The sequence below is a fragment of the Spirosoma fluminis genome, assembly GCF_054778895.1.
On the sequence record NZ_BAAGZD010000008.1, the window covers coordinates 31,550 to 47,844 of the forward strand.

At 50.4% G+C, this 16,295-nt stretch carries 17 protein-coding genes; 13 read left to right on the top strand and 4 right to left on the bottom strand.

All coding sequences use genetic code 11. From position 1 onward, the window contains the following. Window positions 1-18: 18 nt before the first annotated feature. The 9 genes from rpsF to ACYVBJ_RS13220 all read left to right on the top strand — a co-directional run bounded on the left by rpsF (window position 19) and on the right by ACYVBJ_RS13220 (window position 6,095). Window positions 19-393 (top strand): 30S ribosomal protein S6, encoded by a 375-nt coding sequence (rpsF, locus tag ACYVBJ_RS13180; RefSeq protein ID WP_460978934.1) that lies wholly within the window; start codon window positions 19-21, stop codon window positions 391-393. A gap of 2 nt (window positions 394-395) precedes the next feature. After that, window positions 396-647 (top strand): 30S ribosomal protein S18, encoded by a 252-nt coding sequence (gene rpsR, locus ACYVBJ_RS13185; protein ID WP_012925715.1) that lies wholly within the window; start codon window positions 396-398, stop codon window positions 645-647. A 91-nt stretch (window positions 648-738) separates the two neighbouring features. Then, complete coding sequence (rplI, locus tag ACYVBJ_RS13190; RefSeq protein ID WP_460982770.1) at window positions 739-1,182, top strand: 50S ribosomal protein L9; 444 nt, start codon at window positions 739-741, stop codon at window positions 1,180-1,182. Window positions 1,183-1,433: 251 nt separating this feature from the next. Beyond that, on the top strand, window positions 1,434-2,456 hold the full coding sequence (locus ACYVBJ_RS13195) for a GSCFA domain-containing protein (RefSeq protein ID WP_460982771.1): 1,023 nt from the start codon (window positions 1,434-1,436) through the stop codon (window positions 2,454-2,456). Between the two features lie 48 nt (window positions 2,457-2,504). Further along, window positions 2,505-3,608: an Mrp/NBP35 family ATP-binding protein gene (locus tag ACYVBJ_RS13200; protein WP_460982772.1), complete on the top strand. Its 1,104-nt coding sequence runs from the start codon at window positions 2,505-2,507 to the stop codon at window positions 3,606-3,608. Between the two features lie 42 nt (window positions 3,609-3,650). Then, entirely contained in the window at window positions 3,651-3,917 is a 267-nt protein-coding gene (locus tag ACYVBJ_RS13205) for a NifU family protein (protein ID WP_460978929.1), read from the top strand. A gap of 11 nt (window positions 3,918-3,928) precedes the next feature. Continuing rightward, a complete protein-coding gene (locus ACYVBJ_RS13210) occupies window positions 3,929-4,168 on the top strand; it encodes a DUF433 domain-containing protein (protein WP_460982773.1) in 240 nt (79 codons plus the stop codon). Next, window positions 4,152-4,442, top strand: coding sequence for a hypothetical protein (locus ACYVBJ_RS13215; RefSeq protein ID WP_460982774.1), 291 nt, complete (start codon window positions 4,152-4,154; stop codon window positions 4,440-4,442). The genes ACYVBJ_RS13210 and ACYVBJ_RS13215 overlap by 17 nt, the downstream gene beginning before the upstream one ends. A 3-nt stretch (window positions 4,443-4,445) precedes the next feature. Then, on the top strand, window positions 4,446-6,095 hold the full coding sequence (locus tag ACYVBJ_RS13220) for a D-alanine--D-alanine ligase family protein (protein ID WP_460982775.1): 1,650 nt from the start codon (window positions 4,446-4,448) through the stop codon (window positions 6,093-6,095). A 292-nt stretch (window positions 6,096-6,387) separates the two neighbouring features. Here the strand turns inward: ACYVBJ_RS13220 and ACYVBJ_RS13225 are convergent, their stop codons facing one another. From ACYVBJ_RS13225 to ACYVBJ_RS13235, 3 genes are all read right to left on the bottom strand, one after another. Continuing rightward, window positions 6,388-7,080, bottom strand: coding sequence for a hypothetical protein (locus ACYVBJ_RS13225; RefSeq protein ID WP_460982776.1), 693 nt, complete (start codon window positions 7,078-7,080; stop codon window positions 6,388-6,390). A 205-nt stretch (window positions 7,081-7,285) separates the two neighbouring features. Beyond that, window positions 7,286-8,590, bottom strand: a complete 1,305-nt coding sequence (locus ACYVBJ_RS13230; RefSeq protein WP_460982777.1) for a DUF4249 domain-containing protein — start codon at window positions 8,588-8,590, stop codon at window positions 7,286-7,288. 12 nt (window positions 8,591-8,602) lie between these two features. Further along, window positions 8,603-10,999, bottom strand: a complete 2,397-nt coding sequence (locus tag ACYVBJ_RS13235; protein WP_460982778.1) for a TonB-dependent receptor — start codon at window positions 10,997-10,999, stop codon at window positions 8,603-8,605. A gap of 198 nt (window positions 11,000-11,197) precedes the next feature. Here ACYVBJ_RS13235 and ACYVBJ_RS13240 point away from each other — a divergent pair, with 198 nt between their 5' ends. Genes ACYVBJ_RS13240 through ACYVBJ_RS13250 form a run of 3 tightly spaced genes read left to right on the top strand, consistent with a single transcriptional unit; the run spans window position 11,198 to window position 13,718 of the window. Next, complete coding sequence (locus ACYVBJ_RS13240) at window positions 11,198-12,469, top strand: DUF4249 domain-containing protein (protein ID WP_460982779.1); 1,272 nt, start codon at window positions 11,198-11,200, stop codon at window positions 12,467-12,469. A gap of 16 nt (window positions 12,470-12,485) precedes the next feature. Further along, window positions 12,486-13,184, top strand: coding sequence for a DUF4249 domain-containing protein (locus ACYVBJ_RS13245; protein ID WP_460982780.1), 699 nt, complete (start codon window positions 12,486-12,488; stop codon window positions 13,182-13,184). Between the two features lie 36 nt (window positions 13,185-13,220). After that, window positions 13,221-13,718 carry a DUF4249 family protein gene (locus ACYVBJ_RS13250; protein ID WP_460982843.1) on the top strand — a complete coding sequence of 166 codons (498 nt, stop codon included), beginning with the start codon at window positions 13,221-13,223 and terminating at the stop codon, window positions 13,716-13,718. A 78-nt stretch (window positions 13,719-13,796) separates the two neighbouring features. Here ACYVBJ_RS13250 and ACYVBJ_RS13255 read toward each other — a convergent pair whose 3' ends face one another. Beyond that, complete coding sequence (locus ACYVBJ_RS13255; protein WP_460982781.1) at window positions 13,797-14,261, bottom strand: hypothetical protein; 465 nt, start codon at window positions 14,259-14,261, stop codon at window positions 13,797-13,799. Window positions 14,262-14,470: 209 nt separating this feature from the next. Between ACYVBJ_RS13255 and ACYVBJ_RS13260 the strand changes: the two genes are divergently transcribed. After that, window positions 14,471-16,228, top strand: coding sequence for a phospho-sugar mutase (locus tag ACYVBJ_RS13260; protein ID WP_460982782.1), 1,758 nt, complete (start codon window positions 14,471-14,473; stop codon window positions 16,226-16,228). Window positions 16,229-16,295: the final 67 nt, after the last annotated feature.

Here is a 16,295-nt window from a genome sequence, read left to right on the forward strand (position 1 = left end):
TCAAACCAATTACAAGCAATGTTTCCCAATAACTACGAAACGGTGTTCATTTTAACTCCCGTTTTATCTGATGCTCAGATGAAGGACGCCGTTGACAAGTTCCGTAAAGTGCTGACCGATAACGGCGCGGAACTCGTTCACGAAGAGAATATGGGCCTTCGCAAGCTGGCCTATCCAATTCAGCACAAAAGCACCGGTTACTACCAGCTCTTCGAGTTTACGGCGCCCGGTACCATCATCGAGAAACTCAACACGGAGTATCTTCGCGATGAGCGCATCATCCGTCACCTGACGGTTTCGCTCGACAAGCACGCTGTGGCTTACAACGATCGGAAGCGCAATGGCTTAGTGGGTAAGAAAAAACAAACCGAAAACGCCGGGGAGGCCAAGTAATCATGAGTCTGCAAAACGAATCTGTCTCGAAAACCGAGAACCGCAAAAAATACGACCGCTTCAAGAAAGCCGGTATCAAATATATCGATTATAAAGACGGCAATTTCCTGCTGAAGCTGCTGAACGAGCAGGGCAAAATTCTGCCCCGCCGTTTAACCGGCACCAGCCTGAAAAACCAGCGCAAAGTTGCTCAGGCCGTTAAGCGGGCTCGTCACCTGGCCATTCTACCTTACGTAGGCGATTCACTGAAATAATTGTTTAGTTGTTCGTCTGTTTTTGTCGTTCGGTGTTTTGTCTCCGTAACAGACAAACAGGCAAACGACCGAACAGCCAAACATTTTTCTCATGGAAATTATTCTAAAAACCGATATCGCTGGCCTGGGCTATAAGAATGACACCGTAACGGTGAAGCCTGGTTACGGCCGCAACTACCTGATTCCGCAAGGATACGCGATGATGGCAACCGATTCGAACAAGAAGATCGTTGCTGAAAACATCCGCCAGGCGGCTCACAAAGCCGAGAAAATCAAAAATGACGCGCAGACAATCGCCGAAGGCATTGGCGAAATGGTCCTGACCATCCCGGCAAAAGCAGGCGACAGTGGCAAAATCTTCGGTCGCGTGACCAACACGCAGGTCGCTGATGCCCTGCGCGAAAAAGGATTCGACATTGACCGGAAGAAAATTGCGGTTGATGACGTGAAAACGCTTGGTACGTACGAGGCTACTCTCGACCTGCACAAGGATGTTAAACACAAGGTGAAATTTGACGTAGTAGCCGCTGACTAAGCACTACGCGACAAACTAAAAAGGGCTAAAGTAATTTAGCCCTTTTTTTATTTGCTCTTTGCCCACGTTATGGCTTAGCAGCCTTCACTAGTAGGGTTCTGTTTGCGAAGAACAGGTCAGAAGTAACGCGGCTGAACGTAGCATATCTGCTCGTGGCAGCAGCCTGGCTAATAACTTCTGAATCAACAAATAGCGTCTGAAAATACCGAGCCCGAAAGGACCTAAACAGGTCGTATTGTTGTTAGTCTGGTATGCAGTTTCATACCGAATTTTCACCCGAGCTACTCTCTCATCGCATTGGCCTGAACAGTCGGATTGTGACCATTGGGTCATGCTTTGCTGAGGTAATAGGACAACGGTTGGCCAGTAGTAAACTGAACGTATTAACCAATCCGTTTGGCACCCTATTTAATCCGGTTTCCATCGCCAAGCTGCTCACCATGGCTCTGTATGGAACCGCCCCAGACGAAAATCGCTATGTTGAACGGGATGGAGTCTGGTTTCACTATGACTTTCATTCATCGCTCTGGGCGAACAGCCGCCATGAGCTCCGGAACATACTTGTGGATCGACTGGCAGAGGTCGCCGACGCCCTTCGCAAAGCCGACTTCTTATTGCTGACGTTGGGCTCAGCGGTTGTTTACCGGCATATCGAGACGGGCAAGGTTGTCGCCAACTGCCACAAAATGCCCGGTCCGTTGTTTGAAAAGTACCTCTATCAGGTAGAGCACTTACAGGACGACCTGACGCGGCTGCTCAGGACGCTACGTAAGGCAAATGCCAGACTTAAGGTCATTGTTACCGTTAGTCCGGTGCGGCACACGCGTGATACGTTACCCCTGAATCAGGTCAGCAAGTCGACCTTACGCGTTATTGCGCATGAGTTAACTGTCTGGAACGAGTGGGTTCACTACTTTCCAGCGTACGAGCTAATGATTGACGATCTGCGGGACTATCGCTTCTACGAAGCCGATCTGATTCATCCCAACGCTCAGGCGCATGCGTATATTTTTGAGAAATTTGCCGAGAGCGCGTTCGACGCTGAACTTCGTGGCTTCGTTGCCCAGTGGGCGCAGCTTAGCAAATCGCTGCTTCACCGTCCCTTATATGGGGACGATAGCCCAACTTATCAGCAGTTTCTGACTAAATTGATTGATCAACTCGATACGTTGTCGAAGCGCGTTGATGTAACAGCGGAACTGGCTGAAGTGCGAAGTCGTTTACGTCAAGGGAATACCGAAGAACGGGAACAAGGAGAACGGGCGGTAGCGTAGTCTTTTCCTTCTTCCCCTTCTTACCTTCCTTCTTTTTTCCCTTCCATTATGTCTGATTATCGATTAAGTAAAGAAGCCGTTCTGCAAGCACTGGGTACGGTTGAAGAACCCGATTTAAAACGCGACATTGTTTCGCTCAACATGGTGCGCGACGTAACGCTGGGAATCAGCTCCGTTCGTTTTACGGTTGTTCTGACCACTCCGGCCTGCCCGTTAAAGGAAGTTATCCGCAAGCGCTGCGAAGACGCCATTCATACGCATATCGGTGCTGATGTACAGGTCACAATCGACATGACATCGAATGTGACGTCAACCCGGTCAAATACACCAACGCTGCCGGGTGTGAAAAACATCATTGCCGTGTCATCCGGTAAAGGGGGCGTTGGTAAGTCAACGGTAACGGCGAATCTGGCTATTGCGCTTTATAAATCAGGCGCAAAAGTAGGCATCATCGACGCCGACATTTACGGGCCTTCCATGCCAACTATGTTTGGTGCCGAAGCCATTCAGCCGCGCATTTATCAGGTCGACGGTCTGACGAAGATGGAGCCGGTTCAGCAGTTCGGTATCAAACTGCTTTCGATGGGCTTCCTGGTAGATCCCGGTCAGGCTATTATCTGGCGGGGTACGATGGCTGGTCGGGCTTTGCAGCAATTCTTTTCGGATGCTGACTGGGGCGAACTGGATTATTTACTGATCGACTTACCACCGGGCACTGGCGATATTCACCTGACGCTGGTACAGACCGTTCCGGTAACGGGTGCAATCATTGTCACGACGCCCCAAAAGGTAGCGCTGGCCGATGCTACAAAGGGCCTGGCTATGTTCCGGCAACCGCAGATTAACGTACCGGTATTAGGCGTTATTGAGAACATGTCCTTCTTCACCCCAGCCGAGTTACCCGATCATAAATATTACATATTTGGCAAAGGCGGTGGTAAGCAGTTAGCCGATCAGTTCGACGTACCATTGCTAGGGCAAATTCCGCTGGTGCAGAGCATCCGGGAAGCGGGCGATGAAGGGCGACCCGCTATCAGCGTTGGTGAACCCGTAGCCAGCGAAGCATTTCAGCAAACGGCCGAAGCCCTGGCTCAGCAGGTAGCGATCCGGAATGCAACAGTCGACCGTACAAAGCGTGTAGAAGTTGCATAAAACCTTGCGAACGTGTAAATTTACCGTAAATCGTAGTATTCAATGGAGACGGCAATAAACAACGACCACCTAATTAACCAAATCGAGCGAGCCCTTGACGGAATGCGGCCCTATCTGGCAGCAGACGGTGGCAACGTGAAAGTGCTGGAAGTAACAGATGACAAAGTTGTCCGGCTTGAGCTCATGGGATCGTGTGGTTCCTGCCCTATGTCGGCGATGACGTTCAAGGGTGGGCTGGAAGAAGCTATTCTGAAGGCCGTCCCAGAGATCACAAAAGTAGAGGCTATAAATATCACGCCTGCGTTTTAACACGTAACGCTATGACGGCGAAGGAGTTAATCAATATCGATCCGGAATTGATGGGGGGAACACCTGTGTTTCGGGGGACCCGAGTGCCGATACAGCACTTGTTGGATCACCTCGAAAATAATGCAACAATTGATGAGTTTTTGGCAGGTTTCCCTTCCGTATCAAAAGATCAAGCGGTTGCCCTTTTTCATCTGATGCGCCAGACCATCTTGGACGGTAAACTTCTCGAATTGAATGAAGCTTTTGCTTGAAACGGGTTTCGATCTATTGATTGCGTTGGACAAGGGCTTCGAACATCAGCAGAACTTTGTAAAATATCCGATTCCAGTTCTGGTTTTATGGGTTAACTATAGCGACTACGAGTTTTTACTTCCTCTTGTCGAAAAGGTTCGGCAGGTTTGGCAGGTGAGCTTCCTAAAGGGGTTACTATTATTTCCCCTGACTAATCAGCACCAGTTTTCGCTCATTAAAACGCCGAATCAGGCGTTTTTTTGTTTCTTTGCGGTTCGCACGTATTTCTATTAATCAGTGAAAATAGGTATCTTCTTCGGTGGCCCGGCGCGTGAGCGCGAGGTATCGTTTGCCGGTGGTCGTACGGCCTTAGCCAATTTAGACAAAGGTTTGTTTGAACCGGTGTTAGTATTTGTCGACGGCCGTGGCGGATTCCGGCTGGTTTCGCCAGCGTTTTTAGAAGCTCCCTCCCTACGCGATGCGCTACCACAGGATGATTCAGGCTTCTCCGTTTATGATGAATCGCTCGACGTCGCTGCGCTCCACGCTACGTTACCTGAGGTACGTCCTGAACATTTCCGAAACCATTTCGACATGGCATTTCTAGCCATGCACGGTCCCGACTGCGAAGATGGTGCTATTCAGGGCCTCTTAGAATGGTACAAAATGCCGTATACGGGTCCGGGCTTAGTCGGGTCGGCGGTTGGCATAAATAAAATTCTTCAAAACGAGCTGATCGCCCTGGCTACCGGCCAGCAAAAGAAAACAGCTACCATTAGCCGCGACGCCTATGAGCGTTCTGATAAGGCCCAGTTTTTTCAGTCACTTACTGAACACCTCGGCTTGCCAATCGTTGTGAAAGCTCCTCACCAGGGCTCGTCAATCGGTGTGGCTATTGTCCGCGAAGCTGACCTTGCCCAATTCTGCCGGGCCGTTGAGCAGTGCTTCTTTACGTTGAGCATTCAACCCGATGGCTGGAGCAAACTCAGCGAATGGGCAGAGCTGTCGACCAACGAGAAGCGTGAACTTGCCCAGAAAATGGTGAGCCTGGATTCCGGTATCAGCTTCCCGCTGGTGATCGAACAAACCGGCGAGGTGATCAAACACCCGAAGGATTTTGTTGAACGGCTGGATGCACTTTCGGCAAGTCAGCCCGTTACGTTGGCTTCGCTCAATGCGGAAGATGAGGTCCTGTTTGAGGAGTTTATCAGCGGACAGGAGTTCTCCTGCGGAGTTATTCAGGATGACGACCAACGGGCCATCGCGCTGCCTCCAACGGAAATTTACAATGCTCTTTCCTTCGATTTCGAGACGAAATACAAGACGAATGTTGCCCGCAAGCGCATTCCGGTTGATACAAGTCTGGAGAATAACCGGAAGATACAGCTAGCCGTTGAGCAGGCATTCAGCCGTCTGGGTATCAATGTCTACTCGCGAATCGACGGGTTCCTGACACATGATGGACGGGTTTTACTACACGACCCGAACACCATTCCCGGCATGTCGCCCTCGTCGCTTATATTCAAACAAATGGCGGAAATTGGGTTGAACCTGTCGAACTCGCTAACGTACCTGATCCGTCAGTCGCTGCGGGAGCGCATTCGCACCGGAAAAGATACATTCCACTTAAAGCGTATGCTGGCCGACCTCGACGCGAAGCTGGCTGACCGCAAAGCGACCCCATTATCCGAACGTGTGGTTTCCTTTGGAACAAGTGACGAAGAGTGGGTAGCGGCTAAACAGCAATACAATGAGTTGGCCGCATCGGGCACGGTACGTCCGTCGCTGATGTATATTAAAGGCAAACAGGAATCGCACGAGATCCCAGTCTATATGCTATTCAAAGAAACCATTGAGGAGTTAGAAGCGGCACTCAACCAACCGCGCCACCCCTTGCTCCTGGAGACCTGCGAGCGAACGGCGTACATCACCGAACGATACGTATAGCGATTTCTAATCCCAGAAGAATCCGACAGATTAGTGGCTAACCTCCAATCTGTCGGATTCGCATTTTCAGTGTCACGCTACTCAAATAACCTGCCGATACGTTTACAACTCAGTGTTGTTACGTAAGTGGCAGTTGCAAGCGTTAAGGCTGGGCAATAAGCCGAACCGCCGAACGTAATTTCGAATGCTTTTAACTATTCAATCAAAACGTTACGTCATACATTAAGATCTTCAGCGACGTACGTAACGGACACTGATTCAGCTTCATCTTGCATCAGATCGGCATTACGTCTTACCGGCCAAGCTGATAGCGAAACCCAACATTGGCCGATCCGGTCTGACCACTATAGGCAAAAGTTGCCGAATACCCCAAATTGGATCGATTCGGAAAGATTATGTATGGATGATTACCCTGTTGCCAACCATATCGGAACTTGGCGTCTATACCAAATCGGGGTGTTATAAAATAAGTTAGTCCTGCAAAAACAGACAATTCAGATTCATTGCCAGGCTGTTTCAGATAAACTGATAATTCACGAATACTGAGGTCAAGTTGTTGATAAGTGTATCTGTAAGCTACCCCTACGTAAGGCTTAATCTTACCCTTCCCGATAAACTGTTGAATGAACGGAGATACTCCTACCTGTTTAGGTGATATATAAGTACTGTAAATACCTGCCTGGCTAACTGTTCCATTACTATAGTATGTTCCTTTTTGCGGAGCCCAACCCAGGGGTATTCCAAGGCCAACTACAAGATTAGGAGTCACCGCAAACCCAACAGTAGGCGCTATTTTGCGTAAGAAGAAGTCATCTCCAGAGCCGGCTACCTTCTTTAAAAGAAACAGATTCTCCGTTTCCAGACCGATTACCCAGCGCCCGGCTGAAGTCTTAGTTTTTACAGGTTCAGGAAAGATGGTTTGTTGAGCCCTAACTGTACTGATGATGCCTATCAAAGCGTAGATATGGAGAAGAATGTTTTTCATAACTTAAAGGCTAAAATTGAGAAGTAAGGTACTATTAATGGGTTCATGCCGATCAGGATTTAGAAAATTTAACAAGCCTCTTCATGGCAACATCTTTCTAAGAATAGACAAGTATTATATGCCCTGGCATGATTAGACCGTAAAAAACGGCGAACTGGTTGACCCGCCCCGTTCCACCGGCTGGCAGTATAACGTTTTGGGCCCATCAATCACGCCAGCCTTCGGGTTTGTAAGGCGTTCGATTATCGCTAGGCTTACAGACGGCCGTAGGCGGTCGGGAGGGACCACCCCAAATTCTCACATTCGGTTGTGGGTAGGTAGGTTCCGGATGAGGTTGGCGCAGGTTTAGCGCATAAAACAACTCCGCATTAGCAAGGTCCGAGGGACCTGATGGATCACTACTGCCCAATGGCAATCCAACTGCGTCTTTTCTGTCAAGCCAGTATGGAAACCTAGCAATTGCTGATGCTGTGAAATACCCCACTACTATTTCATTGACCGAACTTATATTATGTATGTTTCCCGCCAAGGCCGTTGGTGGGGCGTCGGCTAGTCCCCCTGATCGTTGAGTTTGCTCCTGAAGTAATCGAAAATAGCGATACGCATCAACAGATAATGAGCCTTGACGAATTTCCACCAAACAGGGCTCATGGGTATAAAACGGAATTTGGGCGACCTTGAATGCTTGGATTAGCCCCCCATTACTGTTTTGATCATCCAAGACGTTTACTTCATAATTGTATAGGATTTCCCAACAATCGGTTCGGCAGGGATAATCGTACTGGTAGGATTTAGTAACCAAAGTTGGTTGACCCACATCATGGTAGTCTACCGGCACAAAGCAATCTTCATATAAGGAGCCGCCCGAAACGTAATAGTTAGGAAACATATAAACATGGGGTACAATGTTGTAGACCGCATAGACACCTTGTTGGCAAGTACGGCACCAACCCTGCTTTTCATATAACTTCCAGTCCCAGCGGTAATAATTACGTTGGCTTACAGGGTCCTGAAAGTCAACAAACAAGTCATGACCTGCTCTAAAATAATGGTCTAATGCCTGACCAGGGCTTAAACTGGTTGGATTAAACTTGGCCGTGACCCTACTGATTGTTGGTACAGCTTGCATAATCTGCTGATCGGACTGGTACGACGTACCGTTGGCTAATGTAAAACGAAGCTGATATGCGTGTCCAACTTTGCCTTTAAAATCCGCAGGCAGTTGGTACGTACCATCCAGCGTTTCATGACAGGCAATTCGCAAACTTGAATCGACTACGACTTCAACGGCCGCTTTCGTCACGGGCGTAGAACCAAAGCGCCCCGTGAGTCGGTCGGCCGTTGAGCGGTTGATGCGAATAAGCTGCGGTTCGGCCAGATTAATGATCGTACCATCAACAACCAGAAGGTCGTTTGTCCCCCGCAACGTTTGATCAAATGAGTCAACGCAGGCGGCCGGAATGAGCACCGTCACTAAACAAAGCAGTCCTAAAAAGAGCAACGAGCGCATATAGCTGGTGATTTACTTAAACTCGAAGTTATACGTCAAGCTCGGGATGGGAGCGGCAAATATGGCGAGTCGATATGGGTTCGTTGCCTGCCCTTCGGTGCGATAATAGATCGAATAGGCATTCTTCCGACCGTAAAGGTTATACACCGTAAAGGTCCAGTGCCCCTGCCAGCGACGGTTCTTCAGACTAGGATTGTAGATGTTCCAGGCAAAATCCAGCCGGTGGTAGTCGGGCAGTCGGTACTGGTTCCGTTCGTTGTAGTACGGATACGTGCGGCCCTGGTAGCGAATAAAGCCCTCCGGTGCGGTATAGGGTCGCCCGGTGCTATAGGAAAAATTGAACGAGAAGCTATGATGGCGCGTCTGGTTGATGTTCAGGCTGAAGTTGAAGCTATGGGGTCGGTCGTAGTTAGCCGCGTACCAGTCGCCCCCGTTGATGCGCTGCCGAAAGTTCGCGCCTTCATCAACCTGGTTCAGCGTACGCGCATAGGTATAATTGATCCAGCCTGTCAACTCTCCTTTCTTTTTAGCCACCATCAGCTCCACGCCGTATGCCTTACTTCGCCCGGCCAGCAGTTGTGTTTCGGGGTAGGGCTGCAACAGAAAATCAGCGCCCGGCTTGTAATCCAGTACGTGCTGGGTGCTTCGCCAGTAGACTTCGGCTGAGACTTCAAAGATGTTATTACGGCTATTGTGAAAATACCCCGCTGAGAAGAGTTGGCTGATCTGCGGTTGAATGTGAGCATCGGCGGTCTTCCAGCGGGCCGTGGGCAAGGGCGTCGTGGTGTTGGTAATGACCTGTAGGTACTGCCGCATTAGATTATAGCCAAATTTGACCGACGAGTTGGCACCTAATGCGTAGCGCAGGCCGAGTCGGGGTTCCAGACCACCGTACTGATACGCGACCCGTCCGGCTCCGTACTGCACCGAATCAATGATACTTGTTTCGTCGACGCCCTCTCCTGTCTGATAGCGCCGAACCGTGATGGGCCCCAGGTTCAGGAAATGGGAGTACCGCAGACCCGCCGAGACCGATAGGTTATCCGATACACTCCATTCGTCTTCGGCGTGCAGAGCCAGTTCGAGTGCGTTCTCAACGGGCGTTTTACGATAGTTGACGCTGGGACTACTCCCTGGCAGTAACTCCCCCGGATTGATCTGATAATGCGCTCCGCTGATGCCGACCTCCAGCTTATGATTCGTTAGCTGATAATTCAGGTTCGACTTGATTTGACGTTGCAACAGACTCTGCCGTAGGGCAACTTTATTGTTCGTACTGTCTTCAATCGACAGAATCGTCGGTACGTAGCGGGCGATCAATGCTGTTGTCTGTAGGTTCACTTGGGGCGTAAAGGCGTGAAACCAACGTACCATTCCGTTGGTCGTCTGGTGTTCATACTGAGTTCCCGTCGCGTTGACATTGGCCAGACTGCCCAGTAAGTTCGTCTGAAATAAATCCTGACTGTAGTAGCCCATAGCCGTTACGGTGTTGCGTTCGTTGACGCGCCAGAACAGCTTGGCCGTACCATCACCAAATTTGGCTCGAATATCGTCGAAACGGGGCGACACCAGCCGGAGCAGAAAGTCGTTGAAGGCGCCCCTACCCGACACCAGCAGCCCCAGTTTTCCCTTCACAATCGGCGTTTCTACCGTCAGCCGGTTTGCCACCAGACTGACCCCTCCGCTGAGTCGGGTCTGATCCAGGTCCGGATTGCGCAGGTTGATATCGAGCACCGAAGCCGCCCGACCACCGTAACGGGCGGGTACGTTGCCTTTGTATAAATCCAGCCCCGCCACCGCATCGGGTGGAAACACCGAGAACAGCCCGAACATGTGGGTCGGGTTGAAAATAGGCGTATCGTCCATCAGAATCAGGTTCTGATCGGTGGTGCCGCCCCGAATGTTAACGCCGTTAGCGGCCTCACCGACGCTGGTAACGCCCGGCAAGAGTTGTAGACTCCGCAGAATATCGGCTTCGCCCAGCGCAGCCGGCATGCGCTTTAACGTAGTGATATTAATCTGGCTTACGCCCAGCAGCGGCTGCCGAACATTGCGGTCATAGCCTTTGCTCGTAACGACAACCTCTTCCAGTTGGCTGGCTACACTCGGCAGACGAATATCGAGGGCCGTATTGCCGCGAATGCGAATCGACTGGCGGAAGGGCACGTACCCCACATGCCGCACAACGATTACGTGCAGGCCTGCTCTAAGGTTGATGGAATAGGTACCCGCAGCGTCGGTGTACGCCCCGGTTGTCGACTTCTCATAATTGATGACGACGGCCGCCCTGCTTAGGGGCTGGTTGGTAGCCGAATCCCGAACCACACCAGAAAGGGTATAGGTGATCTGAGCAAAGCCAGTAGAAACAAGGAAAAGAAGAAACGTAGTAACGACTAATCGTTGATTCATGAAAAGAAAGGTAAGTGGATGTAGGTATTGGCTTTAAGCTATGAGATATCGTCGGTAGAATCAACTCATCAACGAGCGATTCAGGCCAGTGGATTAACTTGCTCAAAGTTGCTTAAATATATCAACTATATCCTATTTTTACTTGAATCTACCATAGGTTACTAGCTTCGGTCTACTCAACGGTTTCACTGATCGCACATGCGCTTTCCGTTTACGCTTCTGCTAAGCTGTTTTTCAATAGTTTTGCTTACCCTGGCCTGCATCGATCCGTTTGTAGCTGACCTGACAGGTACGGTCGATGTAATTGTTGTGGATGGTACCATCACCAATTTGGCCGAGCCCCAATTGATCACGCTCAATCGGTCAAGAGCCGATCCGCTAACGGGCCGATTTGGCAGTTTACCCATCACCAAGGCCGTAGTTGAGGTTGTAGTTGATTCCAGTCGACGTGTTGCAGCGCATGAGACCGTAGACGGTACGTATCAGTTGCCCAGCGATTTTCGGGGGCAGATCGGCCATGCCTACCAGCTTCGCTTTACACTGAGCGACGGCAGCCGTTACGTATCAACCCAGCAGGTTATGCCAGATGTGCCACCAATTGATAACCTAACGATTCGCTTTAATGCAACCGCCTTTCAAGCTGGTCTCTATCCTAATGGTTTTCGGGCGGGCTACGACTGCTTTATCAGGACAAAAGACCCAGTTGAAACGCGAAATTATTACCGCTGGGACTGGAAACTATGGGAGAAACAGCAGTGGTGCCGGAGTTGTTATCAGGGTTTCTATGTTGATTCGGTGCAGCAGGATTATATACAAAACGGCGTTTACGTATCCGTCCGAAAAGCCATTGAGGATTGTCAGCAAGCTCCCAGAGACTTTAGCCAAACCGCCATTGACGTTTGGAATGACTATCCCTGCCGATCGCAATGCTGGGATATTATTCAGAACTATTACCTCAACGTTTTTGATGATCAACTGGCCAATGGTGGGGCTGTCAATGGTCGGCAGGTCGCACAGGTGCCGTTGCTGACCCGTCAGCCCGCCTTGCTGGAAGTACGGCAGGTGGCACTGACGGCATCAGCTTACCAGTTTTATAAGCTTTTACAGCAGCAAACGGAAAATACGGGAGGATTGGCGGATGCACCACCAACGGCCATTGTTGGGAATGTAACCAATCTGGCTGATGCAAGAGAAGCCGTCGTCGGCCATTTTACCGCTAGTTCAATTGCCACGGTTCGTCGCTTTATGGATAAGAAGGATGCTACCGTTCTTTCGTTGGGTGCCTATGACGATCGGGGTGGAATCATACAATCTACTGATGAGCTATTTTACGTTCAGACCCGACGTATACCGAGGCCGGGTCCCGAAGGCAATCCATTTAAAGCAGGCGGACTAAAGCGATTCATAACCGCCCCATGTATTCCTAACCAAAACCGCACTCCGTTGATGCCGGAAGGCTGGCAACAATGAGAGTCGTAAAATAGCCATGCGCGGCTGGATTCTGTTTGTTCTACTTATCGCGTTGCTTACCTCCTGCGTCGACATTCTTGATCTGCGCTTGCGGGGCACAGTTGACGTGATTGTGGTTGATGGTACGATTACCAATCTGGCTGAGCCTCAGCTTGTCAGGCTCAACCGATCCAAAGCTGACCCGCTTACCGGTCGATTCGGCAGCTTACCTCTTACCAAAGCTACGGTTGAAGTTGTGGTTGATTCCAGCCAACGTGTTGCCGCCCACGAGACCGTAGACGGTACGTATCAGTTGCCCAGCGATTTTTGGGGGCAGATCGGCCATGCCTACCAGCTTCGTTTTACGCTGAGCGACGGTAGCCGTTACGTATCGACTCAACAGGTCATACAGCCCGTACCGCCTGTAACCAGTGTTTCGGCGCAATTTAATCCGGCAAGCTTTGTGAAACCATTTGCCGATGGGGCTTACCGGGCCGGGCATGATATATACCTGACTACGCAAGATCCCACTGACCAGCACAACTACTACCGCTGGGACTGGCGCTTGTACGAAAGGCAGGAGTGGTGCCGGAGTTGTTACGAAGGCATATATGCGGTTAATGAGATCTTGTATCCAATTGGCGCTACTGCCTACAAATCAGGCACGGAACCCTTCGGGGACTGTTTCTTTCCACCCTTATCTTCTGAAGCGTATCAACAAATCAAAAACGTATGATTCGATTATGAGTGCCGAACCCAATGCTGGGAGATTATTCAGAACTACACTCTAAATCTGTTTGATGATGCTTTAGCCAATGGTGGGCTCATTAGCCATCGTCTGGTTGCTCAAATTCCGCTTTACCAATACCGGCCCGCCCTGGTGGCACTCCGTCAGACATCGCTCACCGCCGACGCCTACCGGTATTTCAACTCGTTTCGACAGCAAACTCAGAACACGGGTGGATTAGCCGATACACCGCCTACGGCTTTAGTCGGCAACGTGCGGAATCAGGCAAATGCGCGAGAGAATGTAATTGGCTATTTCGCGGCCTCAGCCGTGACCGAAGTACGTTACTGGCTGGATCGGAAAGATGCCTATGAACCAGCACCTGGTTTGTTTCTGGCGTTAAATGGGCGAAACCCGGTTTCAGAACCACCTCCACCATTTGGCCCCAGTTTTATCATCGACGGCCCTCCCCGCCCCCCAACGGCCGTTTGTCGGTTAAGCGATACCCGTACCTCTTTCAAGCCGGAAGGCTGGCGGGAGTAACGTTTGGAATCACCTTCATAACTTAACCAATAGCAAGTGGTTATTAGCAAACTTGCCGGTGTAATAGTTTGAAACAAGTTACTTCTTGGCTGAAATGATGATACCGGCTGGAGAAGGCATATACGTGCTTTTTGATGAGTCAACAAGCGGAATGAGCAATCCTGCACTTACGCTTTGCTCGTTCAAGGTATTCCCTTCTATAATCCCCTGATAACCGGAAGAAACATAGTTGTTAGCTGACAGTTGAAACTTGCCATTAGTCTCACTAACCCGAACGTCTTTCAGAAAACGAACGGGTAATCCCTTCCGAGTATAGAATGTTCCTATTCTTACCGAATCGGGTCCCTTTCGGTCTACAACTACATAAAAATCACTGACTCCAATCTTATTGATCCCTCTCAGGGAGTACAATGTGTCGCCAAACACATTATAATATTGGACAATGTATTTGCCCGAAGCACGGGCAGCCACATCTAGAGGCTGCTCTTCCGATTGACAACCCAACAGTCCAAGTAGAGATAACAATAGGAACAGCTTATTCATATATGGCTGAGATTTTACTACACTAACGCTTTTTTACTTTTTTGGTGTATAAGTACCTTTACCCTAAACCCAGTTCAAAGTGACCACATCTATGACTGTTTCATATCTAAGGCTGGGGGATTAGTCGCCAATCTACCGTGCGGATTTGGCGGGCAATCAGGTAATCGTAATTTTGGCAGACAATCATTGACTTAAAATAACCCTTCAATATGACAACCACCTTTGATTCTGCCACTCAACAACGTATTGACCAGTGGCTGGGCGGTAATTACGATGCCGATACCAAAGAGGCCATTCAACACCTGCTCGATTCGGGTAATGTTACGGAGCTGACCGACTCGTTCTACCGTGACCTCGAATTTGGTACGGGCGGGCTGCGGGGCGTAGTCGGTGTAGGTTCCAACCGCATGAACCGCTATACCGTCGGAGCCGCTACCCAGGGTCTTTCTAATTACATCAATGCGGCTTTTCCGGGGCAGGACATCAGTGTGGCCATTGCCCACGACAGCCGCCGGATGAGCCCGGAGTTTGCCCGGCTGGTGGCCGATATTTTTTCGGCCAATGGCATCAAAGTATACCTGTTCAGCGCGTTACGTCCAACGCCGGAGCTTTCCTTCGCCATTCGGCAGTTGGGCTGCCAGAGCGGCATTGTGGTCACGGCTTCGCACAACCCGCCCGAGTATAACGGCTACAAAGTGTACTGGAACGACGGCGCGCAGGTGGTGGCTCCGCACGATAAAGCGATTATCGCCGAAGTGAGTAAGATCACATCCGTCGACGACATCAAGTTTGAAGGCGTTCCGGAGAAAATCCAACTGATTGACGAAGAGATCGACGCGCCTTATATCGAGCGGATCAAATCGAATGCCGTTAATCCGGACGTGATTAAGCGCCAGGCCGATCTGAACATCGTTTACACGCCGATACACGGTACAGGCATTACGCTGGTGCCGCGCGCACTGGAGGCCCTGGGCTTTACCAACGTTCATATCGTGGAAGAGCAGGCTACCCCCGACGGCAACTTCCCAACGGTTAAGTCGCCCAACCCCGAAGAAAAGCCCGCCATGCAGCTGGCCCTCGATATGGCGCTGGCGCTGAACGCCGATCTGGTAATGGCCACCGACCCGGACGCCGACCGCGTTGGTGCGGGTGCCCGGAATCACCACGGCGAGTTTGAGCTGCTGAACGGGAACCAGATGGCCAGCCTGATTATTTATTACCTGCTCAACGCCTGGAAAGACGCGGGTAAACTGACCGGTAAGGAGTTCGTCGCCAAAACCATCGTGACCACGGATCTGATTGACCGGATGTGTGAACGATACGGCGTTACGTGTTACAACACCCTGACGGGCTTTAAATACATTGCCGAAGTCATTCGGGAGCTGGAAGGCAAAGAGCAGTTCATTGGCGGTGGCGAAGAAAGCTACGGCTACCTCATCGGCGATTTTGTGCGCGATAAAGACGCCATTGCGTCCTGCGCAATGATTGCGGAACTGACCGCCTATGCCAAAGATAAGGGACAGAGCCTGTTTGATCTGCTCATGACGATGTATCAGGAGAACGGATTCTATTATGAAGCGCTGGTGTCGCTGACCAAGAAAGGCAAAAGCGGAGCCGAAGAAATTCAGCAGATGATGGCCGATTTCCGGGCCAATCCGCCCAGAGAAATCGCGGGTTCGACAGTAGTTCGGGTTGACGACTACAAAGCCCTGACCCGCCTGGACCTGAGCAGCAATACCACCAGCCCCATTGAAGCGGGTAGTATGGGCATCGAGTCTTCGAACGTTCTACAGTTCTTTACCGCCGATGGCACCAAGGTTTCGGCCCGTCCGTCGGGGACCGAGCCTAAGATCAAGTTTTACGTCAGCGTCCGTGAGCCGCTGGCCAGTAAGGAAGCGTTCGACGATACGTACGCCCAGCTAAAAGCCAAGGTTCAACGCGTTATTGAGGATCTTAATTTAAAATAATTTAAAAATTACGCTTTTATTTTTAATTAATTATTTCATTGGGGCTCAACTGTTTATAAACAGTTGA

Excerpts from the sequence above, each read along its gene's own strand:
- ACYVBJ_RS13205 (WP_460978929.1), top strand. The coding sequence starts at position 3,651 with ATGGAGACGGCAATAAACAACGACCACCTAATTAACCAAATCGAGCGA.
- ACYVBJ_RS13245 (WP_460982780.1), top strand. The coding sequence starts at position 12,486 with ATGCGCGGCTGGATTCTGTTTGTTCTACTTATCGCGTTGCTTACCTCC.
- ACYVBJ_RS13240 (WP_460982779.1), top strand. The coding sequence starts at position 11,198 with ATGCGCTTTCCGTTTACGCTTCTGCTAAGCTGTTTTTCAATAGTTTTG.
- ACYVBJ_RS13260 (WP_460982782.1), top strand. The coding sequence starts at position 14,471 with ATGACAACCACCTTTGATTCTGCCACTCAACAACGTATTGACCAGTGG.
- ACYVBJ_RS13235 (WP_460982778.1), bottom strand. The coding sequence starts at position 10,999 with ATGAATCAACGATTAGTCGTTACTACGTTTCTTCTTTTCCTTGTTTCT.
- ACYVBJ_RS13225 (WP_460982776.1), bottom strand. The coding sequence starts at position 7,080 with ATGAAAAACATTCTTCTCCATATCTACGCTTTGATAGGCATCATCAGT.
- ACYVBJ_RS13210 (WP_460982773.1), top strand. The coding sequence starts at position 3,929 with ATGACGGCGAAGGAGTTAATCAATATCGATCCGGAATTGATGGGGGGA.
- ACYVBJ_RS13195 (WP_460982771.1), top strand. The coding sequence starts at position 1,434 with ATGCAGTTTCATACCGAATTTTCACCCGAGCTACTCTCTCATCGCATT.
- rpsF (WP_460978934.1), top strand. The coding sequence starts at position 19 with ATGTTTCCCAATAACTACGAAACGGTGTTCATTTTAACTCCCGTTTTA.
- ACYVBJ_RS13255 (WP_460982781.1), bottom strand. The coding sequence starts at position 14,261 with ATGAATAAGCTGTTCCTATTGTTATCTCTACTTGGACTGTTGGGTTGT.
- ACYVBJ_RS13215 (WP_460982774.1), top strand. The coding sequence starts at position 4,152 with ATGAAGCTTTTGCTTGAAACGGGTTTCGATCTATTGATTGCGTTGGAC.
- ACYVBJ_RS13200 (WP_460982772.1), top strand. The coding sequence starts at position 2,505 with ATGTCTGATTATCGATTAAGTAAAGAAGCCGTTCTGCAAGCACTGGGT.
- rplI (WP_460982770.1), top strand. The coding sequence starts at position 739 with ATGGAAATTATTCTAAAAACCGATATCGCTGGCCTGGGCTATAAGAAT.
- rpsR (WP_012925715.1), top strand. The coding sequence starts at position 396 with ATGAGTCTGCAAAACGAATCTGTCTCGAAAACCGAGAACCGCAAAAAA.
- ACYVBJ_RS13230 (WP_460982777.1), bottom strand. The coding sequence starts at position 8,590 with ATGCGCTCGTTGCTCTTTTTAGGACTGCTTTGTTTAGTGACGGTGCTC.